A 21,321-nucleotide genomic window follows, 5' to 3' on the forward strand; every position below is an offset into this window, starting at 1 on the left:
ATTAAAATATTTAGCGCAAACTGTAGTTGGGGGCTTCCTTGGTAATTACCACGTCATGGGGGTGACTTTCCCTCAATCCTGCGGGGGAAATACGTATAAACCTGGTTTTCTCTTTTAATTCTTGGATTGAAGCAGTTCCACAGTAACCCATGCCTGCCCTGACACCACCGATCAACTGGTAGACAGTATCGGCCAGAGTACCTCTATAAGGAACCCTTCCTTCAACTCCTTCCGGAACCAATTTTTTCTGGTCTTCCTGGAAGTACCTGTCTTTGCTGCCTTCTTTCATTGCACCTAAGGAACCCATGCCGCGGTATACTTTATAGCTGCGCCCCTGGTAGATCTCCAGGTCACCGGGACTCTCTTCTGTCCCTGCCAGTAAGCTGCCCAGCATTACCACATCTGCTCCGGCTGCTATGGCTTTAGTTATGTCGCCAGAGTATTTAATACCACCATCAGCAATAATTGGGATGTCGTTTTTGGCAGCTTCTTGGGCACAATCGTAAACCGCTGTTATTTGAGGCACCCCCGCTCCTGAAACCACTCGGGTGGTACAAATTGAGCCCGGCCCGATACCGACTTTAACCGCATCGGCACCCGCGCTAATCAAATCTTTAGTCCCTTCAGCAGTTGCTACATTCCCTGCAATAACTTGTAATTCCGGATATTTGCTTTTAACCTTGTAAACAGTATTTATAACCCCCCGGGAGTGCCCGTGCGCGGTGTCAATAACAATAGCATCCACCTTAACGTCATTTAACGCCTCCAGCCTGTCCATGGTGTCAGCGCTAACTCCCACAGCTGCGGCAACCAGCAACCTGCCGCCGGCATCCTTGGCAGACATGGGGTACTGACGGGCCTTTTCAATATCCTTGATCGTAATTAGACCCCTGAGGTTAAAGTCATCATCCACAATGGGCAGTTTTTCAACCTTATACCGCTGAAGAATCTCTTTGGCTTCTTCCAATGTTGTTCCAATGCGAGCTGTGACAAGGTTTTCCTTAGTCATGACATTGCGAACTTGCTGGTTGAAATTTTTCTCAAAACGCAAATCACGGTTAGTTAATATCCCTACCAACTTGCCATTTTCGGTAACCGGAACACCGGAAATGCGGTATCGCTCCATTAATACCAAAGCTTCACTGATAGGGCTATCCGGTGATAAGAAAATGGGATCAGAAATGACACCGTGCTCCGAGCGTTTAACCCGGTCAACCTCCATTGCCTGGCGTTCAATTGACATGTTTTTGTGAATAACCCCGATACCGCCCTCACGGGCCATGGCTATCGCCATCCGTGACTCCGTCACCGTATCCATACCGGCGCTGATGAGGGGAATATTCAGGGTAATTTTTTTAGTGAGCCTGGTTGTAGTGGTTACATCGCGGGGTAAAATTTCAGATGCTGCTGGGATCAGCAATACGTCATCAAAAGTCAGGCCATATTTGTTAAATTTGTCAGGAAAGATATCCCCCACCCCTTTCAAAACTATAAAGTGAATATATCTTAATATTTTAGCATATTTGCGGTACAAGGGGACATCTTTTTTTACCCTTACCCTTTGTTATTTAATCTTGTCCCATGATTGAACCTAATCCATGCCGCATAAAATGATCACGCAGGTGGTAAATTAATTTTTCCGTTACATCGAATTCTTCGGCCATTTCAAAATCTGATTTTCCTTCTTTAATTCCTTCAATAAAGTCATCAAAATCTATGCCTACTTCCTCTGTCTTAAATTTTAGGCTTGGCTCCGTACTCCAAGGTACTCTTGAACGAAGGTACTCTTCCATAGCCGGACACTCCTTTTTAACTTATTTTGTCCGGCAGTTCTTTGATTTATCAGGATTGATTTTTAATGGGAATTATTTCTAAATACACCACCACGTCTTCGGCAATAACCACCAGCTCAACTTTTATTCCAATTTTATTCCCTTCCACTTCAATCTCACGGTTGTCTATAATTCCAGGAACCAATAAGTAATTAACATTTTCCACCTCTTGGCCCGTAATTACCTTTAACCATTCCCTGACTTTTTTCTCAACATTCAGTTCTATGGTGCTTTTTTCATAGTCGGTGTATTTACATTTATCGGCAAAGGATATTTTTGTGCTAATCTTGGTTATAATTCGTCTGTACTTAGCATTATTGTTTTCTCTTAGTTCCTTAATCTCTTTTTCACTAACCGATATTTTTTCTTTGAGTGAACGGTTTTCTATGTAAAGAGCATCAATTTGTTTCCCCACCAGTATACCAGATAAAGCTGATCCTAAGATAATACCCAAAGAAAATACAGCGGCAAAGAAAAAAACTCGCTTCACCGGTTATCACCGGATAGCATCATCAAAATATAGTAACCGGTCTGGGTTCCAGCCAGCGCGCTGATTATATATATTAACTGTTTGACCACAGCGCGCACCTCTCCTTGGAATAACCCTGATTCCAAAATTTCAATTGTTGAAAAAGTGCCCCCAATGGCAGCTACAATGGCCCATACCTTTATTTCTCTTGCCAATTTTAGCATGGTACCTACAGGAGGTTCTCTACACAGGATAGCAGCAAAAGAGCCAATTAAAGCAGCACCAATTATAATACCTAAAGCAGTAAAGAATATTAATACCATTTTGTTCGGGAAAACATCCATCAAGAATACCCCCGTTGTAATCGCTTCTTGTCCATGTATATGTTGCAATCGATAAAAAATTAAATCTTTATTGTAACAAAAAACCGGGTAATTACCCCGGTATTTCAATTGTATTTCTAAACATTGTTCGGTCTTGATATTTATAATAATTTATAGACATCCAGCGGCTCGTTTGTTCTTTCTCTATAAACTTGCCCCGTGGTGACGTGGTCGATAAATAAAATCCCCTCCAAATGATCTAGCTCATGTTGTAAACAGCGGGCCATAAAATCTTCGCCTTCAATTATAAATTCCTCACCAGCTCTGTTCATAGCCTTTACTTTAACATGTTGTGCCCTTGTTACTTGGCCCCAAATGCCTGGCAATGATAAACACCCCTCCGGCCCTGTTTGCTCTCCCGATTTGTTAATTATGCGAGGGTTAATTAATTCTATAAAGCTGTCCCCACCATCTATTACAACAATCCTCTTTAAAATCCCTACTTGCGGTGCTGCCAATGCAGCGCCATTGGGAGATGCTTTAAGGGTATCGGTCATATCATCAAGCAACTGCAAAACAGATTGGGTTATTTCGGATACGTGTTTACATTTCTTTCGTAAGATTGGGTCCCCAAGCTTTCCAATCATACGCTCTGCCATTTGAGTTGTCCTCCTTAAAACAAAAGCTTTTACACCGTCTCCAAGTGGCTGCAATCGTTATACAGTTCCAGAATACCTTTATCCCAGCCATGAAAATAAACAATGGACAATGAAGCGTTATCCTGCCTCAATTTCCAGTACTGGTTAAGGTCAATACCCAACACGGTACCGACAATACTCCGGATTGTTCCTCCATGGGCCACTACGGCCACGGTTTGATCATTGTGCTTTAAAACAATATCTTTAATGGCCCGGTTTGAACGTTTTGCCAGTTCATCCAGGGTTTCTCCACCGGGAATTCTTGTTTCCAAGGGTTTCGACCACCATGTTTTCGATAGCTCACTATAATTTTGCTGAATTTCTTTAAAAGTTAGACCTTCCCAATTGCCAAAGTTTAATTCCTGCAGATCCGGTAGTATTTGAACCTGTCTGTGGTGAGGCTCTGCGATAAAGCCCGCCGTTCTGATAGCCCGGGATAGGCTACTGGCATATACGGCCTCAATTTTTCGATCAGACAGCCGTTTACTTAAAGCAACAGCCTGCTGTATACCTTTTTCGCTAAGAGGAATATCGGTTTGCCCTTGTAATTTTGCTTCTTTATTCCAAACAGTTTCACCATGCCTGATCAGCAAAATCCTGCAGCCCATGCTAAACTCCTTTCATGGCCTCTGTAAGCGCCTCAATCAAGATAACATTCTCTCTCCGCGTCTTAACCGCAACCCTGATAAAACTATTGTTTAACCCGCTGAAATTGGAGCAGTCCCGGATAAGAACACCTTTTTGGGCCAAGAGAGCCACCAATTGTGAAGAAGTCATTCCTCCCTTTAAGATTTTTACCAGCAGATAATTAGCATTTCCCTGGTATGCTTTTAACCCGGAAATCCGCGATATGGCCCGGTATAGAAATTCCCGTTCCTGCCGAACCAGTTTTATCGTCTCATCCATATAGTCAAAATCCGAAAGCGCAGCTTTTCCCGCAACTTGAGCAAGTATGTTCACATTCCACGGATCTTTTCCGGTCTCCAATTTCCTAACAATTTCAGCGGGGCCAAGCAACGCGCCAAGGCGTAAACCCGGAATGCCGAAAAACTTTGTCAGGGAATAAAGCACCAACAATTTAGGATATTTGTTTAACAGGGGGATTACCGAAAATTGTTTGACGGATTCGGTAAAGTCAATAAAGGCTTCATCCACTACTGTATAAACGCCGTTGTCCTCCGCATTCTCAATGATTGATTTAATAATTGACCTGTTTTCCACCCTGCCGGTTGGATTATTGGGGTTGCAAATAAATATAACGTCATTGCCGGGTAAAGCTTTGATTATTTGGGTTGCCGGCAGCGCAAAATCTTTTTGTTCCTGTAATAAAATTTCTTTGACTGCTCCCCCGGCACAATTGATCGCTTCTCCGTATTCAATAAAGGTTGGTGCTGTTACCAGCGCACTGTTGAATTTTAATACATGAGCAATTAAGTAAATTAATTCCGATGCCCCGTTGCCAAAAATAATATTTTCAGGTGGGATACTCAGGTAACCAGACAGCGCGCTGCGTAATTCACTGCAACTTGGATCCGGATAATGCCTGATTAAATCCAAATTATCCTGTATTGCTTTCACTGCCGCAGGGGATGGCCCCAACGGGTTGATATTGGCGCTAAAATCACAAATTTCTTGAACCGGGCAGCTTATTTTTCGGGAATACCCGAAAACATCACCGCCATGCTTATATTCCAAGTAAATACCTCCTACCAAAAACGAACCGGGGCGCTGAATAACTGCGGCAATATATTGTATGCCGGGAAAACAGCCAGGTAAACAATTAATTCGCTGCCTTCACACGTTGCACCGTAAATATCACCTGTAAGGCCGCCCAGCTCTGCTTTTATTTTGTATGCCACCAAATGGACCACTACAGTAAGGGTAAACCAAATTATTAGTCCCGCCAGCCCGGCGGTTAAAATTGTTATTAGTGCTGCTCCCAAGGTAGCCAGAACAAATTCACGTTTTCCGGTATGCAAAGAATAAAGAGTGCCCAGCCCCTCCTTGCGGGCATAAGGAAAAAAGGCAATTAAATAAACCATTGTCCACCTGCTCAGAACAGTGGCAAGAATAATTGAGCAAGTGATTATTTCCACCGGAAGAGCTGTAAATGCCGAATATTTTAAGAGTAACAGGCATACAAGGCCCAGTACGCCAAATGCGCCAACCCTGCTATCCCTCATAATTTCCATTTTTCTTTCTCTTGAACGGCCGCTAAACATCCCATCAAAGGTATCCATAAATCCATCTAGATGGATTCCGCCTGTCAGGGCCACCATGGTGGCAATTAACAATGCTGATACAACCGGCACCGGAAACAGCAGTAAGAAAACCTGCCTAGCAAGCAGCACGCAAATACCCAACACCAGGCCTACTACCGGAAAAAAAACAGATGATTTTCCAAAGGCTATTTCATCAAATTCACCTTTATAAAGTCTAATCCTGGACAAGTGCTGAAGGGCAAAAAAGAAACTCTTCAATTCTGTATCCTCCTGTATTGCCTGTAAGCAGCGCAAGACCGCAAAAACCCGCGTGCCGCAGCAGTTGATCCGGCGAAATGAATGTGCAAGTATGTTGCCAGAATATTGCTTTCAGCGTGTCCATCCCGGTGACAACTGCCATCACCTGGCTTTTGCAACATATAAGCGCCGTTCAGTTCATCATCATTAATTTTGGAATAGTGAAACTCATGGCCTCTCAGTTTGGCTCCCTGGTCCACCAGAATGTTTGAACTAATAGCCGTAGCAGACACGTACCCCAGTGCCGCCCGTTTATGCCCCATTTTACAACTAGCTGGTATAATGCCTGCCCCTTGATATTCTCGTCCGGAAAAATCAGTGATCGAACGGCATAAATACATTAACCCGCCGCATTCGGCGTATACGGGCATACCGACTGCGGCTCTCCGCCCCAGGTCTTCAATAAACGTGTGGTTGTCCGCCAGCTGCTCGATAAACATTTCGGGAAAACCGCCACCAATATACAACCCGTCCAAACCTTCAGGTAATTTGGAATCATTAAGCGCACTACAGGTATAAATTTCTGCACCCATCTGCTCCAGCAGGTCCAACCCATCCTGGTAGTAAAAATTAAAAGCTTTGTCCCTGACAACACCAAGTTGGATTTTGGCTTGTTCATCTACCGCAAAAATTTTTTCTAATCTGTTTAAAGCAGGAGCACGCCTGGCCAAACTCAAAATTCTCTCTGCCGGGATAGCTTCCATGATCCTGTGCGCCATTTTATCAATTACACTGACGATTCTTTCGTTTTCCAGGGATGGAACCAGACCCAGATGTCTTTCCGGCAGGTGCAGATCCTGCTCTCGCAAAATTCCCCCTAAAACAGGAATACCTGTCTTTGCTTCTATTGCTTCTGTTAAAATTTTTAAATGACGCGGACTACCAGCTCGATTAATAATAACACCCGCCAGGGGTACGCCACCCGGAAAATTAGCAAAACCCCAAACCAGTGCCGCAGCGCTGTGAGCCATAGATCGGGCATCCAAAACGAGAATTACAGGGCAATTTAATATTTGAGCCACCCGGGCTGAGCTGCCGTCATCTCCTGCCCCGATTCCATCATAAAGGCCCATGACTCCTTCTATTACACTTATGTCTGCACTGCGGGCCGAACGGGTAAAAACCTCCTGAACCCCTTCTGCGCCAAGGAAAAAAGTGTCCAGGTTTCTTGATACACACCCCGTCGCAATCTGATGAAAACCCGGATCAATATAATCCGGGCCAACTTTAAATGGCTGAACGCGTAAGCCGTATTTGTCAAGCATAGCCATAACCGCCAGAGCAACTGTTGTTTTGCCAACACCGCTGTGCGTACCTGCTATCATTATGCGCGGTAAATTTAACACTAGTCTTCATTCCCTTCAAGCCAATACCCGCCAACTAATTATTAAGAATCTTACCAGACAACAGCAGATTAAACTAATAAATGAGCCCAGGTAAAGCATTTCAACAGCCCGGGCAATATGGTCAGGCCGCAAGTCTTCACGGTTCTCCCCCATATAATGGCGAAAAGAAACCACGCCGCCGTACGAATTTCTTCCACCCAACCTGATCCCCAGGGCACCGGCCATGACGGATTCAGGCACACCACTGTTGGGGCTGGGATGCAATTCGGCATCCCTGCGCCAGGCTGCCAGAGCCGACCTGTTATCCCTGTTTGTAATCCAGGCGGCAATCAACAACGCCATGCCGGCCAAACGTGCCGGTATGTAACCAGCGATATCGTCAAGTCTGGCAGAGGCCCACCCAAAGTAAAGGTATTTTTCGTTTTTATAGCCCAGCATGGAATCCAATGTATTTACAGCCCGATAGGCCATAGCCAGCGCTGGTCCGCCAATTAGAGCATAAAAAATTGGTGCTACAACTGCATCCACCAGGTTTTCCGCCACTGTTTCCACTGTAGCGCGCGTTACATCACCCGGATCCATTTCGCTTGTATCCCTGCCGACAATCCAACTTACCTTGACCCTGGCCAAACCCAGGTTGCCGGATACAAGTACTTCTTTTATTTCTTTCGCCGCGCAGGCCAGCCCCCGGTTTGCAATTGTCGTGGAAATAAGCCAGGCGGCAATTAACATATAAATAAAAAAGTTAACCCTTGATGCGGCTAATAAAATCAAGCTAACCACAATATAACTGCCTGCTGTTATTAAAACAGCTACAGCCGCGCCGGCTATCCTTAAACCTGCCGGAGAAAAAACATGCTTCCTGAGCAGCTTTTCCAACCTGGCAATCCAGTTGCCTATAATCACAACCGGATGTGGAATCATAGACGGATCACCCAAAACAAGGTCCAGAACATAACCCAGCAATACCTGTACTATGATAATATCCATAACTAAATTCCCAGTATGGAATATACTAATTTCATATTTAAATTCGAGCGAACAATATCAGCCAGGCGGTCGTAATCCCTTTGTCTTCTTTCGTAAGTGCTCATAACCTGACCTGACTGTTCTCCCTTAATACCTTTTTTCTGCTTTAGAACACTGATCAAGTGTCTCCTAAACCCGTCGTTGTCAAAAATACCGTGTATGTAAGTTCCCCAAACGTTACCGTTTTTTGACACTGCCCCGTCTTTTACAGCGACTTGCCTGCCCGACCTTTTTTGAATGTTAAAAGCATGTTCAAGGTTTTCTCCAAGTTCCGTCCGGCCCATATGTATTTCATACCCGGTTAATTCACCGGCATAACCGTCCAAGAACTCACCTCCGCCATTGATTACCGCTGCAACCTGACTGGTTATTTTATCTTTGGCAAAAACCGTTTTCATTTCAAGTAAGCCCAACCCCGAAAGTTGCTCTATACTTGATTCTGTCCCATCGGGATCCAGCAGCTCGCTGCCCAGCATTTGAAAACCGCCGCATATCCCAACCACAGAAGTGCCTTTTTTGGCAGCACTGACAATTTCGCCTGCAAGACCTGTCTCCTTAAGGTACAACAAATCCTCAATGGTGTTCTTGCTGCCCGGAATAATGATTAAATCCGGCCGCCCCATCTCGTTAACCTTGCGCACATAGCGTAACTCAACGTCATCATCAATCTCAAAGGGTTCAAAGTCTGTGAAATTGGATAGCCGGGGAAGCCTGATCACACAAATTTGAACTTTTTGGTCATCGCCGCCGGACCGGTAATTTTTTTCCTCCATTACCACCGAGTCCTCATCCTGTATGCGCAAATCAGTAATAAATGGAATTACACCCAGGACAGGAATTCCGGTTTTTTGTTCCAAAAAATCAATGGCCGGCTGAAAGATACTGACGTCTCCCCTAAACTTATTTATAATAATTCCCTTAACCCGTTGACGGTCTTCAGTGCGTAATAATTCAAGCGTCCCGACCACCGCGGCCAGAGCGCCACCCCGGTCGATATCCGCAACTAAAAGCACAGGAGCGTCAGCCTCACGCGCAACGCGCATATTCACTATCTCAGTATCATCAAGGTTGACCTCAGCCGGGCTGCCTGCTCCTTCAATAACAACCACGCTGTATGCATGGCGCAGTTGATCCAATGCTCGGGTCACCACTCCCCATAAGCCCGAGGCGACTTTACTGTGATAACTCTCGGCGGAATAATTATCCAGCGGCCTCCCCAGCACTATAACCTGAGATGATGCATTGCCGGTGGGCTTTAGTAATATTGGGTTCATATTTACGTCCGGCTCAATTCCCGCAGCTTCAGCCTGAACCACCTGGGCCCGACCCATTTCACCGCCTTGAGCAGTTACATAGGAATTAAGGGCCATATTTTGTGATTTAAAAGGTGCGACTTTTAACCCATCCTGATAAAATATCCTGCACAATGCAGCGACCAAAATGCTTTTACCGGCATGAGAAGCCGTTCCCTGCACCATGATAGTACGAGCCAGCATTAAATTCCCTCCTGAAAAGCATTATTCATGGCCAGCGACTTAATCTCCACAGGTATTCCGGCTACAACCCAAAAAACCTTATCTGCCATAGCAGCTACATACTGGTTGACTTTTCCTGCAATGTCACGAAAGAGCCTTCCAAGAGCATTGCCTGGTACCAAGCCATAGCCCACCTCATTGCTAACCATAATAAGCCTCAGTCTGTTATCTTGTGCAGCTTTGATAAAATTAGAGGTCTCTTGCAAAATCCGAGCTTCCTTTTCTTCGTCTGATAAATCCTCTGCAGTTTCATCAAGCAGCCAGTTAGTGATCCAGATGGTCAAACAATCAACTAAAACAATTGAGCCGGCGGGCAACTTTGCTAAAACATTGCCCAAATGGCGTTTTTCTTCAATGGTAGGCCAGTTTTCCGGCCTGCGTTCACGGTGCAGCTTAACTCTTCTGGCCATTTCCTCATCCTGCACCCCGGCCGTAGCCAGGTAAATAACCTGGTTACTCAAACTTGAAGCATATCTTTCGGCAACGTCACTCTTACCACTCCTGGCACCGCCAATTACCAAAACGATCTCACCTGCATCCAAAAAATATCTCCCCCGTTGTCCGTTTATGAGAGGTCCAAAACTTCCCTTACCTTTTTCACCAGCTCTTCTATTAAATGGGGTAAGGGTTCAGATTTCACACCAATTATATTAACCCCGGAGCGGGCTAGAGGTAGCAGCACCTTTGGTGCCGGGCTGGCCGCAATAGCCTCTGCCATAGCAGGTGAAAGCTCACCTGACATGGCATTGGGGAACATAATGCTAACGGGCCCGGCAATTAAATCCACCCGGGACACATTGTAAATGACAGCGTTCTCTCCCGTTGCACCTTCATTGGCCCCGGCACGCAGCATAACTGATGTAGCCAGGGCATTTGTTCCCAGGGCCAGAAACTCAATTCCATCCGGGAGTTCACGCCTGAGCCTGTCCATTATATGCTTACCAATACCCCCGCCCTGCCCGTCAATGACGGCTATTCTCATTTAATCAACACCTCAAAAAGCATTATACCACATTTCGCAAAGAACGCGCGCGAATCAGCTTTATCTTAGCGGACGCACAAAAAAGACCCCGCAAAAGGGTCTCCAGGCTAATTTGAACCAGACTGCCTTTCCAGCCTGGTTTGCAATTCTACTATTTGTTTATTTTTCTTTAACAACCACCTGGCATACTTGTAATTATCCTTGTGCAATTTGCGGTTTTCCTTTTCCAGCTTGGTTAAAAAAAATGTTTTTTCTCTCTCAACCTTTTCTACCAAATTCATCAAAACCCTCCGGCTGAGCCGGAGTTGATCTACCTTTTCTTCGAGCTCCTGAATCCTGCGCTGGAAGTACTCCATTTCCGAAGAATCCGCCATCGCACCACCACCCTGACTGATTTTTTTTATTATATGTCCGGTGGCGCGTAAATAGACATCTATCAATTATCAACTACCACTATATTGGGGACATTCCCCGAAGGGGTGTGTCCCCATACCTGATTTGGACATTCCCCGAAGGGGTGTGTCCCCTTACCTTAGATAACTGCCGATCCGGTTAACTGCCTCCTGTAAAACATCATCCTCCTGAACCAATGCTATCCGCACATAGCCCTCACCCTGCGCCCCGAAAGCCGTTCCAGGTATAACCATAACACCTGTTTCGTGCAGCAATTTCATGGCAAATTCACGAGAGGAAGCGTACCCTTGCGGTACCGGCGCCCAAACAAACATGGAAGCCTTGGGCTTGGGCATATCCCAACCCAGCGCGGCAAGCCCGTCAACCAGAATATCCCTGCGCCTGCAGTAGTTTTGCGCGTTTTGCTCCACATTTTCCTGAGGTCCTTCCAATGCCGCAATTCCCGCCTCTTGAACAACATTAAACACACCGTAATCAATATTTGATTTGATGCGGGCCAGGGCTTCCAACACTTTGGCATTACCTACGGCGAAACCAAGCCTGCAACCTGCCATATTATACGTTTTGGAGAGTGAATAAAACTCTATGCCCACTTCCCGCGCCCCTGTTGTTTCTAAAAAACTAACGGGTTTATAACCGTCAAAAGCAAGTTCACAATAGGCTATGTCATGGCAAACCAGGATATCATATTCTCTGGCAAATTGAACCAGGCGGTTGAAGAAATCGCTATCCGCCGATGCTGCAACCGGGTTATTGGGGTAGTTAACCCACATTAACTTAGCTTTTTTGGCCACATCACCAGGTATTGCCCCCAAGTCAGGCAAATAGTTATTCTCTTTCAACAAAGGCATGGGATAAATAACACCTTCGGCAAGTAAAATACTGCAGGCATAGATGGGGTATCCAGGGTCGGGTATCAGTGCCGTATCACCGGGATTAATATACGCCAGCGCTATATGCGCCAAGCCATCCTGGGAGCCCATTAAGACAAGTACTTCCGTAACCGGGTCGAGCTCCACCCCGAACCTTTTTTGGTACCAGGACGCCAGGGCCCGGCGAAGTTCAATTTTCCCCTCCAGCGGGTAACGATAATTGCCGGGGTTGTCGAGGGCCCTGTGCATGGCTTCTATAATATGAGGTGCAGGGGGCTGGTCGGGACTTCCAACACCCAAATTGATCACCTTAATTCCTTTCTGTTCCACCTGGCGCTTGATTACTTCAAGCTCATTAAAAATTGCCGAATCAAGGTCTTTGATTCGATTAGCCACATGCAATTCTATCACTCCCATAATATTACTGATAAAAACTATTTAGGTATTCGGAATTCAGTAGTCAGAATTCAGAATACTACGAGACACTAAACCGTTCTCTGCTGCTGACTTCTTGCTCCTATTTTTTTACGGTTCTCTCATTCCGACTACTGACTTCTGAGTACTTTTACAATGCAGCCCTGTTCTTTGATGCTGTGTGCCTTATCTCAGCAACCGTTTCATAAGGAACAACAGATTCACCCAACTTGCCGTGGTTTGTTGCTCCCAATCCATGAAAATCCGACCCACCGGAAACAATCAGACGATGCTCACGGCAAATTTTTAAATACATTTTCTCCATATCCCTGTTATGTTGAGGATGGTACACCTCAATACCCTGCACTCCGCCTTCAATTAGCCTCATTACCAGTTTATCATCACAGGATATACCTGGGTGCGCCAGTACCGGAACGCCCCCGGCTTGCTTGATTAAACCAATCACTTCCAAAGGATGGTATTTCATTCTTGGTTCATAAGCCGGCTTCCCTACACCTATGTATTTTTCAAATGCCTCCGCCACGCTGCTGACTTTTCCCTCTGCCAGTAATACCTTGGCAATATGGGGCCGGCCGACCGATCCCTTTCCGGCAAGTGCTAAAACCTGATGGATATCAATATTGATATCAAGATCCCGCAGTTTATTTATAATTTTGTAGGCACGTGTAAGCCTGGCATCTTGAAAAGCAATAAGGTGTTTCTTAAATTTGGAGTTTTCCGGATTAATGCAATAACCCAAGATATGCACTTCCATGCCTTCACATTCCGTGCTCAACTCAACTCCGCTTAACAGGTCCACACCATTTAGTTGTGCTTCTACCCGGGCTGCATCTATACCGTCCATTGTATCGTGATCTGTAATTGCAATACAACGGAGATTAATCCGAGCCGCGTATTGAACAACTTCCACGGGGGAACTGGCACCATCCGATACATTCGTATGAACATGCAAGTCCGCGAACATATAATCACCTGCCCCCATTGCAGTACTTATTTCAAAACTTGTTTTAACAAACGCATCCAGTTTCCTCCCATTATATCAGAAATATCATCATTGCTGTAACCTCGTTTCAAAAGCGCTTCAGCTATAACCGGCAGGCAGGTGACATCTTCAAGGCCATAAGCCAGCCTCTCCATGCCATCAAAATCGCTGCCTAAGCCAATACACTTCGTCCCGGCAATTGATGCCACATGATCCACATGGCGCAGCAAAGCTTCAAGGCCCGGCTTTTGATCATCTAAAAATTCGGGCACAAAAGTCAGCCCGATTAAACCTCCCGTGTTAGCCAAATATTTGATTTGTTCATCGCTGAGGTTTCTGGGGTGATTGCAAATGAAGCGGCAATTAGCATGTGTAGCAGCAAATGGTTGAGTTGACGTCTCAGCAACATGCCAAAACCCTCGTTCAGACAAATGTGCCACGTCAATCAACATTCCCAGGCTATTCATTTCCCGTACTACCGAACGTCCGAACTTACTTAACCCGCCACTCGCTTCTCCTTCCCCGACGCCGTCTCCCAGCTCATTACGCGCATTCCAGGTCAAGGTCAAAGAACGAACGCCAAGACGGTATAAAACACGTAAAACAGCCAGATCGCCGGATAAACACTCGCCACCCTCAATTGAAAGCAATGCGGCTAATTTACCTTGACTGTTGATACGGCAAATATCCCGCACGTTTAACGCGTGTTCGATAATTTCAGAGTTTTGATACAATTCGCTGTAAAATTTGTCAATGTAATAAAGACATTTTTTTAAAGCCATGTCTTTATCTTTTGGGTTAATAAATATGGCAAACAGCTGGACGTCCACACCGGTTGAACGCATTCGCTGCAAATCCAATTGTCCAACTTTTGAATATTCTCCAAGCGTTCGATTCTGAGACTCTATAACTGTCAAAGTATCACAATGGCCGTCAACAACCAGCCCCATTATCATATCATCACCTCATTTACCCAAAATTAAAAAACCCGCTTATTCCCGCTGGAATAAACAGGTTTTTGTAACAACCAATATAACAAAATTTTAGCGGGGTTCGACTATCAATTTTATTGCTGTTCTCTCTTCTCCATCAATAATTATGTCTGTAAAAGCCGGAATACAAATAAGATCTACTCCACTGGGCGCAACAAATCCCCTGGCGATAGCAACTGCTTTAATTGCCTGGTTTAAAGCCCCTGCACCAATGGCTTGAAGTTCGGCACAGCCTCTTTCCCTCAGTACTCCAGCAAGGGCGCCGGCTACAGAATTTGGATTGGATTTTGCTGAAACTTTTAACACTTCCATTCATCGAACCTCCTTCTAATCTGGAAAGACTGCTCCATATATCCCTTAAATAGATATATTCTCCAACTCAGTTAAGATTCCTGTTTATGAAAAAAATTTATTCATAATTTTGTATCCTTGTAATACTTAATGCATTGCCTGTTTGTTCATCAATGTCAATTCTAACCGCGTTAAACTGATAAGTACCGGCAGCGACCTCAAACCTTTTTGGCATCTGGGTCAAAAACTTTTCAATGACCAATTCTTTTTTTACACCAATTACGGATTCATAAGGGCCGGTCATACCTACATCAGTGATATAGGCCGTACCGCCAGGCAAAATCCTTTCATCAGCAGTTTGTACATGGGTATGGGTACCGCAAAATGCTGATATATCATTATCCAAATAGTAGGCTAGAGCTATTTTTTCGGAAGTTGCTTCAGCATGAAAATCAAGCAGTATTATCTTGCATTCTTCTTTTAGTAAAGGCAGTATTGTAGCAGCACTGCGAAATGGACAATCAAGATCAGGCATAAAAATCCTGCCTGATAAATTAAATACCCCAATTTTAACATTATTTTTAGTATTATAAATGCCGTAGCCCTTACCAGGTGTACCGGGCGGGTAGTTGGCAGGTCTAATTAACCTGGACTCATTTTCTATAAAATTAATAACTTCTCTTTTGTTCCAGACATGGTTACCCATTGTTATAACATCAATTCCATAGGTAAAAAGCTCTCTGGTAATTTCCCTGGTTATGCCATTACCCCCGGCTGCATTTTCCCCGTTAGCAATAACAAAATCAATTTTTTGTTCCTGCACAAGTCCTGGTAAATTTTCTTTTACCGCCCTTCGCCCAGGTCGCCCTACGATATCACCGATCATTAATAAACGAATCAAAGCCAAAACCACCTATTTATTAAAAACAAGCACCTTGCCCTCTTCTCTGAAAGCGTAAAGATACTTATCATTTTCAGATCCCTTGACACTTTCCAGCATATGGTCTATTATCTCTTCCTGCATCAACATTTCTTCTTCTATTAAGGCATCGTTCAGGTCCAGCACCAAATTACCTTGCCAATACTGGTAAAAGACTTGAACCACCAGCGCAATTTCTTCCTGAACCAGGGTGCTGACATCCCTTTTAATTTCAAACAACGTTAAATTGTCGCATACCTCATAAGAAATCTCAATGATGCTGGCATCTTTTCCTTCAAGATAATTAAAAGACTGAATGCTATCCATAAGATACATTTTAAATTCAATGAGTTCTTTTTCATCAGCTACGCGCGAGCATATAAAACTAAACCGGATCATCTGTTCCAACGGGTCGAAATTCACAGCAGATACTTCAGGGTAGCGAACAAGTATGGATATTAACAGCCCCATACTGTCGGTTACGTCATCTCCGCCCTTATATTTGCCCCGCAAAGAATCCACCTTCCTTTCGACTCCTCGATTCTAATCTAATAAGTCTTCTTGATTATCGTTTATATTCCTGCATTGACTTCTTTCAAATTTTCATAAAAAATTATTCCAAATTAAAAAACGATCTCCTGAAAAAACACCTTTTAATGGTAGTCTTTTTGGTCGACATTAAAAACCGGTGTTTATCCAAAGAGATCGCCTGGTTTTCTTATTTTGCGTAATCAACAACCCTGGTTTCTCTAATAATAATTACTTTTATCTGCCCAGGGTAATCCAGTTCATTCTCAATCTTTTTAGCTATTTCACGTACTAATTTAATAGCACCGAGGTCATCAACTTTGTCGGGTTTAACCATAATTCTTATCTCTCGACCTGCCTGGATGGCGTATGACTTTTCTACTCCCTCAAAAGTACTTGCAATTTCCTCGAGCTTTTGCAAACGTTTAATGTATGCTTCCAGTGTTTCACGTCTGGCTCCCGGACGGGCAGCGGAAATTGCATCCGCCGCTTGAACCAGCCCCGCAACTATGGTTTTTGGTTCTTCATCACCATGATGCGCGGCTATAGCATGTATAACATCTTTGTTCTCCCTGTATTTTTGAGCCAATTCAACCCCGATAGCGACGTGCGGGCCTTCAACTTCATGGTCTACCGCCTTACCTATGTCGTGCAGTAATCCAGCCCTTTTAGCCAACTGCACGTCTACACCCAATTCAGCGGCCATCAAACCTGCCAGGTGCGCAACCTCAATAGAGTGTTTTAAAACATTTTGCCCATAGCTTGTGCGGTATTTAAGCCTGCCTAACAAATTGATCAACTCCGGGTGCAAACCATGAATGCCTGTTTCAAAGATTGCCTGCTCGCCAGCCTCACGAATTTGCTGATCAACTTCTTTGCGGGCTTTATCAACCATTTCTTCGATTCTGGCCGGGTGTATCCGGCCATCTACAATCAGCTTTTCCAAAGATATGCGAGCAACTTCTCTGCGGATGGGGTCAAAGCCCGAGAGAATAACCGCCTCGGGGGTATCATCGATAATTAGATCAATTCCTGTAGCGGTTTCAAACGCCCTGATATTTCTGCCTTCCCTACCGATAATGCGTCCCTTCATCTCGTCATTGGGCAACGGAATCACTGCCACCGTTGTTTCAGCCACATGATCGGCAGCACACCTTTGAATAGCGGAAGTTATTATTTCCCTGGCCCGTTTTTCTCCCTCTTCTTTGGCCTTATTTTCAATTTCTTTGATCATTATAGCAGCTTCATGCTGAATTTCTTTTTCAATATCCGCAAGTAATATTTGGCGCGCTTCTTCTGATGTTAGCCCCGATATTCTTTCCAACTCAATAACTTGCTTGTCATACATGGTGGAAAGATCTTTTTTCAGAGCTTCAACTTCCGATTCCTTGCGGGTTAATGATTCTTCTTTTTTCTCAATGCCCTCAATTTTTCGTTCGAGCAATTCTTCCTTTTGCATCAACCTGCGGTCCAGTCTTTGAAGCTCCGACCGGCGCTCCTTATTTTCACGCTCCATTTCGTTTTTTTGTCTAAGTATTTCTTCTTTTGCTTCTAATATTGCTTCTCTCTTTTTAGCTTCAGCATCTTTCTGAGCTTCCTCTAAAATTTTCCTGGCCAATGCCTCGGCAGAAGCAATTTTTGATTCTGCAATTAATTTCCTTACCAGATATCCGGCCCCAAAGGCAATAATTACTGCAACAATTATAATGATTGCCAGGTTGGTATTCAATGTGCCGTGTCACCTCCTAACCTGAAATTCAAGTTATAATATCGTAAACCTGCTCAGTTTAACAAAAAAAACACCGAGCATTACTCGGTAAGAAAAAGAATCGGATTTATTAGACTTGTCCGGCAACGGTGAAATGAAACATATGCACGGCACCCCAAAAAACATGCCGCAGATATATTTATAAAAATTATATAATTTGAAAAGATATATATAAACCCGAAACCCGGATAACTTCCAATTCTACTTTCTCCCAAATTTAATTTTACTTTTTATATAATACAATGTCAAGATATATCCACTGCAGGGATTCGTCAGAGTCAGAATTTAAAATCTGAATAAGGCATAATACAAAAATATACGAAAGACCTTAACCGCGGATTACAAATTGACATACTGCAAGGCGCGCTTCGGTTTACGACTACAACATCTTAAAGACCACCTTGGTGTTCCAAGTTTAGCGCATTGAGATTTATCACGGGCATCGATCCTCCTCGCAATTCCGGCACCAAAAATGGAGCAGACAACCAATTACGGGCATGCCGATGCAAAGGATACACAAAGATGGTTTTAGATGTTCCATGAAAATAGTACTGACCCGCATTGCGACCGTAGCCGCTCGTTTGTCCCAAGCGTAAGCATCCGGCTGCACGATAGCATGTTCCGGTAAACCGAGAGTGTTCGACGAACGTTTCAACCAGCACAAGATGGTGTCCATATACTGCTAACCAGTCTGCCGATAACCGTTTAAGATTTAACGACAAAATTTTGGATGCAAGATTCGGAATGAATGCGAATCCCCGGAAGAGTGATAAAGCGCAAGTTATTGGCCACGTAGATGAGTCGGCTCCATTGCAGTTCTTTCGACCAACCAATCCACTCATCTCGCGATCTGCATTTAAGCGCAGCGGTTCCCCACCCAAGTAAAGCGACCCATTTGCCCTGAATTTCCGCCACATATTTGATGGATTCGCCTACCAACTGGCGAAAGCCAAGGTAATGGTAGGTTGCCATCAACTGGTTCCATTCGGATTCTTCTTGCGGTTGAATTGGTCGAACAAGCAATTCTTGTAACTCAGTTTGCGCTGGCATGGTAGCTCCTTTTTGAACCGTTTCACTTAGTCTTACTTTTATTGTAACGGTTCAAAAAGATAATAGCCAGTTCTTTCATAAAACCCTTACTACATCTAAGTCAATTTCGACTTTGACGCAGCCCTGATATCCACTGTGCTTCCACCTGCCAGCAGACAACCAACTTTTCTGATCACATCGTTTGAAAACCCCCTCCTGGCAAGGAAACCAGCTAACTTACGCCATGTGTTACAGTCATACTGTCGAGCCTTTTTCCGGGCCACCAGCAATGCCATTTCCAGTTCCATATCATCATTATAACCGGATAATGATTTTTCTATAATTTTCCTATCAATTCCTTTATACTTAAGTTCGGCTCTCAGGAATTCTTTTCCAACCGGTTTTGAAGAAAGCCGCCATCTCACCCAATTCACAGCGAAATATTCATCGTCAACCAATTTTTGATCCTTTAGCTCATTGATAATTGCACTGATTTCCTGCTGACCAATGTTCATGTTTTTTAAGGCTTGCCCAAGTTCGTACTCAGTTCGCGGCCTTAGAGCCAGCAGGCGATAGCACTTATTCTTCGCTTTTTTCAAATCAGGCATGGTACTTTATTTAACCTTTGTTGTAGCACCGATGGAATCCTGTTCTTGCTGATCCTGTTTGTCCACCTGCTTGGCCAACCCTACCCGGCACCGTATTTCATGTTCCAATTCTACAGCCAACTCCGGTCTTTCTTTCAGTAATTCCTTAACATTCTCCCGGCCTTGACCCAATCTTTCATCCCGATACGAATACCAGGCGCCACTCTTACTTACAATCCCAAGATCAACCGCCATATCCAGAATAGATCCTTCAAGCGAAATACCCGTGCCATACATAATATCAAAATCAGCCTGCTTAAAAGGAGGCGCAACCTTATTTTTAACGACTTTAACCCTGGTACGGCTGCCTATTACATCAGTACCCTGCTTAATGCTCTCAATTTTGCGCACATCCAGTCTGACCGAAGCGTAGAATTTCAGGGCCCGGCCGCCAGGCGTAGTCTCCGGGTTTCCGAACATAACCCCCACCTTTTCCCTTAACTGATTAATAAAGATGGATGTACAGCGTGATTTGCTAATTACTCCGGTCAGCTTGCGGAGGGCCTGGGACATCAAACGAGCCTGCAAGCCCACATGAGAATCACCCATTTCACCTTCTATTTCAGCCCGCGGCACCAGAGCAGCAACACTATCAATAACCACCACGTCAATGGCCCCGCTGCGCACCAAATGCTCCGCAATTTCCAGCGCCTGCTCTCCGGTGTCCGGCTGTGACACGTAAAGATTCTCAATGTCCACACCGATCCTGGAGGCATAGCTGGCATCCAGGGCGTGTTCCGCATCAATAAATGCAGCAGTACCTCCAGCTTTTTGGGCTTGGGCAATAATGTGCAGCGCCACCGTCGTTTTGCCTGAAGATTCAGGGCCGAATATTTCAATTACCCGTCCTCTTGGCACCCCGCCCACACCCAGGGCAACATCAAGTGCTATACATCCTGTAGAAATGGTCTCGACGGTGATTTTTGCCGATGATTCCCCCAGCTTCATTATTGAGCCTTTGCCAAATTGCTTTTCAATTTGTAAAAGAGCGTTTTCCAGGGCTTTTTGTCTTTCGGTCAATGGAACCCCTCCTAAAAACAGATGTTCGATTATGTAGTAATTCTATATATTATTACCGGTTTCTGTCAAGTCCAAGAATATATTCTCTAATCATATTCAATGCAGCATCAGCAGCGCTTAAACGAATCTCATTACGATCTCCCGTAAAATTAAATTTTTGGCACTTTACCGGGTTGTCTGATGCAAGGGCAATATAAACCAGTCCAACTGGTTTTTGGGGTGTCCCTCCACCCGGCCCTGCTATACCCGTAATTCCAACCCCAATTGAAGAGCTTGTCAGCTTTTTAATCCCGTCAGCCATAGACCTGGCAGTTTGCTCGCTAACCGCACCGAATTCCGCAATTGTTTCTTTTGGAACACCCAGCAAGTCTATTTTAATTTCATTGCTGTAAGAAACAATGCCACCCAGAAAATATTCCGAACTGCCGGGAATATCAGACAAGCGCTTCATCACCAGCCCTCCGGTGCATGATTCCGCCAGAGCAACAGTCATCCCTTTAGCCAGCAGCATTTTCCCCACCATGTCTTCCAGCATCTCGCCCTCGTCTTTACCGGTTATAGAATCCGAACTGTATACCATTTTTCTTCTACCACCTCACCTACGCTATATTCGAGTCAGATCAAAATATTCCCTGCTTGATAATCGCTCATTCAAAAATAGGTGGTTCCCTCCGCGCGCTGCGCAATTTCC

At 44.6% G+C, this 21,321-nt stretch carries 26 protein-coding genes; all 26 read right to left on the minus strand.

Annotated features, from left to right (window positions below):
- Nucleotides 1–10: 10 nt before the first annotated feature.
- The 26 genes from guaB to H569_RS0102985 all read right to left on the minus strand — a co-directional run bounded on the left by guaB (nucleotide 11) and on the right by H569_RS0102985 (nucleotide 21,210).
- Nucleotides 11–1,468 carry an IMP dehydrogenase gene (guaB, locus tag H569_RS0102865; protein WP_027363742.1) on the minus strand — a complete coding sequence of 486 codons (1,458 nt, stop codon included), beginning with the start codon at nucleotides 1,466–1,468 and terminating at the stop codon, nucleotides 11–13.
- Between the two features lie 100 nt (nucleotides 1,469–1,568).
- Nucleotides 1,569–1,793, minus strand: a complete 225-nt coding sequence (locus H569_RS0102870; protein WP_027363743.1) for a hypothetical protein — start codon at nucleotides 1,791–1,793, stop codon at nucleotides 1,569–1,571.
- 49 nt (nucleotides 1,794–1,842) lie between these two features.
- Nucleotides 1,843–2,322 carry a coiled-coil domain-containing 149 family protein gene (locus tag H569_RS0102875; protein ID WP_027363744.1) on the minus strand — a complete coding sequence of 160 codons (480 nt, stop codon included), beginning with the start codon at nucleotides 2,320–2,322 and terminating at the stop codon, nucleotides 1,843–1,845.
- Entirely contained in the window at nucleotides 2,319–2,645 is a 327-nt protein-coding gene (locus H569_RS0102880) for a YtrH family sporulation protein (protein WP_027363745.1), read from the minus strand. The genes H569_RS0102875 and H569_RS0102880 overlap by 4 nt, the downstream gene beginning before the upstream one ends.
- Before the next feature lie 140 nt (nucleotides 2,646–2,785).
- Nucleotides 2,786–3,283, minus strand: coding sequence for a peptide deformylase (def, locus tag H569_RS0102885; RefSeq protein WP_027363746.1), 498 nt, complete (start codon nucleotides 3,281–3,283; stop codon nucleotides 2,786–2,788).
- Between the two features lie 29 nt (nucleotides 3,284–3,312).
- The gene (gene cobC, locus H569_RS0102890; RefSeq protein ID WP_027363747.1) at nucleotides 3,313–3,930 is read right to left on the minus strand and encodes an alpha-ribazole phosphatase; all 618 of its coding nucleotides are present in this window, start codon (nucleotides 3,928–3,930) and stop codon (nucleotides 3,313–3,315) included.
- A gap of 1 nt (nucleotide 3,931) precedes the next feature.
- Nucleotides 3,932–5,017 (minus strand): threonine-phosphate decarboxylase CobD, encoded by a 1,086-nt coding sequence (gene cobD, locus H569_RS0102895; protein WP_027363748.1) that lies wholly within the window; start codon nucleotides 5,015–5,017, stop codon nucleotides 3,932–3,934.
- Nucleotides 5,018–5,028: 11 nt separating this feature from the next.
- A complete protein-coding gene (gene cobS, locus H569_RS0102900) occupies nucleotides 5,029–5,802 on the minus strand; it encodes an adenosylcobinamide-GDP ribazoletransferase (protein ID WP_027363749.1) in 774 nt (257 codons plus the stop codon).
- Nucleotides 5,799–7,187, minus strand: a complete 1,389-nt coding sequence (locus H569_RS0102905) for a cobyrinate a,c-diamide synthase (RefSeq protein ID WP_027363750.1) — start codon at nucleotides 7,185–7,187, stop codon at nucleotides 5,799–5,801. Before H569_RS0102905 ends, cobS begins: the two co-directional genes overlap by 4 nt.
- Before the next feature lie 15 nt (nucleotides 7,188–7,202).
- Complete coding sequence (gene cbiB, locus H569_RS0102910) at nucleotides 7,203–8,177, minus strand: adenosylcobinamide-phosphate synthase CbiB (protein WP_027363751.1); 975 nt, start codon at nucleotides 8,175–8,177, stop codon at nucleotides 7,203–7,205.
- A 2-nt stretch (nucleotides 8,178–8,179) separates the two neighbouring features.
- A complete protein-coding gene (locus H569_RS0102915; RefSeq protein WP_207637513.1) occupies nucleotides 8,180–9,712 on the minus strand; it encodes a cobyric acid synthase in 1,533 nt (510 codons plus the stop codon).
- Nucleotides 9,712–10,293 (minus strand): bifunctional adenosylcobinamide kinase/adenosylcobinamide-phosphate guanylyltransferase, encoded by a 582-nt coding sequence (gene cobU, locus H569_RS0102920; RefSeq protein ID WP_027363753.1) that lies wholly within the window; start codon nucleotides 10,291–10,293, stop codon nucleotides 9,712–9,714. Before cobU ends, H569_RS0102915 begins: the two co-directional genes overlap by 1 nt.
- 23 nt (nucleotides 10,294–10,316) lie before the next feature.
- Entirely contained in the window at nucleotides 10,317–10,733 is a 417-nt protein-coding gene (locus H569_RS0102925) for a DUF3842 family protein (protein ID WP_027363754.1), read from the minus strand.
- Nucleotides 10,734–10,840: 107 nt separating this feature from the next.
- Nucleotides 10,841–11,107: a hypothetical protein gene (locus H569_RS0102930; protein WP_027363755.1), complete on the minus strand. Its 267-nt coding sequence runs from the start codon at nucleotides 11,105–11,107 to the stop codon at nucleotides 10,841–10,843.
- A 153-nt stretch (nucleotides 11,108–11,260) separates the two neighbouring features.
- Nucleotides 11,261–12,421, minus strand: a complete 1,161-nt coding sequence (locus tag H569_RS0102935) for an LL-diaminopimelate aminotransferase (protein WP_027363756.1) — start codon at nucleotides 12,419–12,421, stop codon at nucleotides 11,261–11,263.
- A gap of 163 nt (nucleotides 12,422–12,584) precedes the next feature.
- Entirely contained in the window at nucleotides 12,585–13,418 is an 834-nt protein-coding gene (locus H569_RS0102940) for a PHP domain-containing protein (RefSeq protein WP_027363757.1), read from the minus strand.
- A gap of 26 nt (nucleotides 13,419–13,444) precedes the next feature.
- Nucleotides 13,445–14,392: a dipeptidase gene (locus tag H569_RS0102945; protein ID WP_027363758.1), complete on the minus strand. Its 948-nt coding sequence runs from the start codon at nucleotides 14,390–14,392 to the stop codon at nucleotides 13,445–13,447.
- A gap of 87 nt (nucleotides 14,393–14,479) precedes the next feature.
- Nucleotides 14,480–14,740: a stage V sporulation protein S gene (locus tag H569_RS0102950; RefSeq protein ID WP_027363759.1), complete on the minus strand. Its 261-nt coding sequence runs from the start codon at nucleotides 14,738–14,740 to the stop codon at nucleotides 14,480–14,482.
- Between the two features lie 97 nt (nucleotides 14,741–14,837).
- A complete protein-coding gene (locus tag H569_RS0102955) occupies nucleotides 14,838–15,617 on the minus strand; it encodes a TIGR00282 family metallophosphoesterase (protein ID WP_027363760.1) in 780 nt (259 codons plus the stop codon).
- A 15-nt stretch (nucleotides 15,618–15,632) separates the two neighbouring features.
- Nucleotides 15,633–16,160, minus strand: a complete 528-nt coding sequence (locus H569_RS0102960) for a hypothetical protein (RefSeq protein WP_027363761.1) — start codon at nucleotides 16,158–16,160, stop codon at nucleotides 15,633–15,635.
- A 196-nt stretch (nucleotides 16,161–16,356) separates the two neighbouring features.
- Complete coding sequence (rny, locus tag H569_RS0102965) at nucleotides 16,357–17,895, minus strand: ribonuclease Y (RefSeq protein WP_034629313.1); 1,539 nt, start codon at nucleotides 17,893–17,895, stop codon at nucleotides 16,357–16,359.
- Nucleotides 17,896–18,323: 428 nt separating this feature from the next.
- Nucleotides 18,324–18,656 carry a Druantia anti-phage system protein DruA gene (locus H569_RS23540; RefSeq protein ID WP_157833451.1) on the minus strand — a complete coding sequence of 111 codons (333 nt, stop codon included), beginning with the start codon at nucleotides 18,654–18,656 and terminating at the stop codon, nucleotides 18,324–18,326.
- Nucleotides 18,640–18,984, minus strand: a complete 345-nt coding sequence (locus H569_RS22990) for a Druantia anti-phage system protein DruA (protein WP_027363763.1) — start codon at nucleotides 18,982–18,984, stop codon at nucleotides 18,640–18,642. The genes H569_RS23540 and H569_RS22990 overlap by 17 nt, the downstream gene beginning before the upstream one ends.
- Nucleotides 18,985–19,079: 95 nt before the next feature.
- Nucleotides 19,080–19,571, minus strand: coding sequence for a regulatory protein RecX (locus tag H569_RS0102975; RefSeq protein ID WP_027363764.1), 492 nt, complete (start codon nucleotides 19,569–19,571; stop codon nucleotides 19,080–19,082).
- A 6-nt stretch (nucleotides 19,572–19,577) separates the two neighbouring features.
- Nucleotides 19,578–20,630, minus strand: a complete 1,053-nt coding sequence (recA, locus tag H569_RS0102980) for a recombinase RecA (RefSeq protein WP_027363765.1) — start codon at nucleotides 20,628–20,630, stop codon at nucleotides 19,578–19,580.
- 52 nt (nucleotides 20,631–20,682) lie between these two features.
- A complete protein-coding gene (locus H569_RS0102985) occupies nucleotides 20,683–21,210 on the minus strand; it encodes a CinA family protein (protein WP_034629316.1) in 528 nt (175 codons plus the stop codon).
- Nucleotides 21,211–21,321 lie beyond the last annotated feature (111 nt).

It is taken from the genome of Desulfotruncus alcoholivorax DSM 16058, from assembly GCF_000430885.1.
Taxonomy (GTDB): Bacteria; Bacillota; Desulfotomaculia; order Desulfotomaculales; family Desulfallaceae; genus Desulfotruncus; species Desulfotruncus alcoholivorax.

Excerpts from the sequence above, each read along its gene's own strand:
- H569_RS0102870 (WP_027363743.1), bottom strand. The coding sequence starts at position 1,793 with ATGGAAGAGTACCTTCGTTCAAGAGTACCTTGGAGTACGGAGCCAAGC.
- H569_RS0102880 (WP_027363745.1), bottom strand. The coding sequence starts at position 2,645 with ATGGATGTTTTCCCGAACAAAATGGTATTAATATTCTTTACTGCTTTA.
- def (WP_027363746.1), bottom strand. The coding sequence starts at position 3,283 with ATGGCAGAGCGTATGATTGGAAAGCTTGGGGACCCAATCTTACGAAAG.
- cobC (WP_027363747.1), bottom strand. The coding sequence starts at position 3,930 with ATGGGCTGCAGGATTTTGCTGATCAGGCATGGTGAAACTGTTTGGAAT.
- cbiB (WP_027363751.1), bottom strand. The coding sequence starts at position 8,177 with ATGGATATTATCATAGTACAGGTATTGCTGGGTTATGTTCTGGACCTT.
- H569_RS0102915 (WP_207637513.1), bottom strand. The coding sequence starts at position 9,712 with ATGCTGGCTCGTACTATCATGGTGCAGGGAACGGCTTCTCATGCCGGT.
- H569_RS0102925 (WP_027363754.1), bottom strand. The coding sequence starts at position 10,733 with ATGAGAATAGCCGTCATTGACGGGCAGGGCGGGGGTATTGGTAAGCAT.
- H569_RS0102930 (WP_027363755.1), bottom strand. The coding sequence starts at position 11,107 with ATGGCGGATTCTTCGGAAATGGAGTACTTCCAGCGCAGGATTCAGGAG.
- H569_RS0102940 (WP_027363757.1), bottom strand. The coding sequence starts at position 13,418 with ATGTTCGCGGACTTGCATGTTCATACGAATGTATCGGATGGTGCCAGT.
- H569_RS0102945 (WP_027363758.1), bottom strand. The coding sequence starts at position 14,392 with ATGATAATGGGGCTGGTTGTTGACGGCCATTGTGATACTTTGACAGTT.
- H569_RS0102950 (WP_027363759.1), bottom strand. The coding sequence starts at position 14,740 with ATGGAAGTGTTAAAAGTTTCAGCAAAATCCAATCCAAATTCTGTAGCC.
- H569_RS22990 (WP_027363763.1), bottom strand. The coding sequence starts at position 18,984 with ATGCCAGCGCAAACTGAGTTACAAGAATTGCTTGTTCGACCAATTCAA.
- H569_RS0102975 (WP_027363764.1), bottom strand. The coding sequence starts at position 19,571 with ATGCCTGATTTGAAAAAAGCGAAGAATAAGTGCTATCGCCTGCTGGCT.
- H569_RS0102985 (WP_034629316.1), bottom strand. The coding sequence starts at position 21,210 with ATGGTATACAGTTCGGATTCTATAACCGGTAAAGACGAGGGCGAGATG.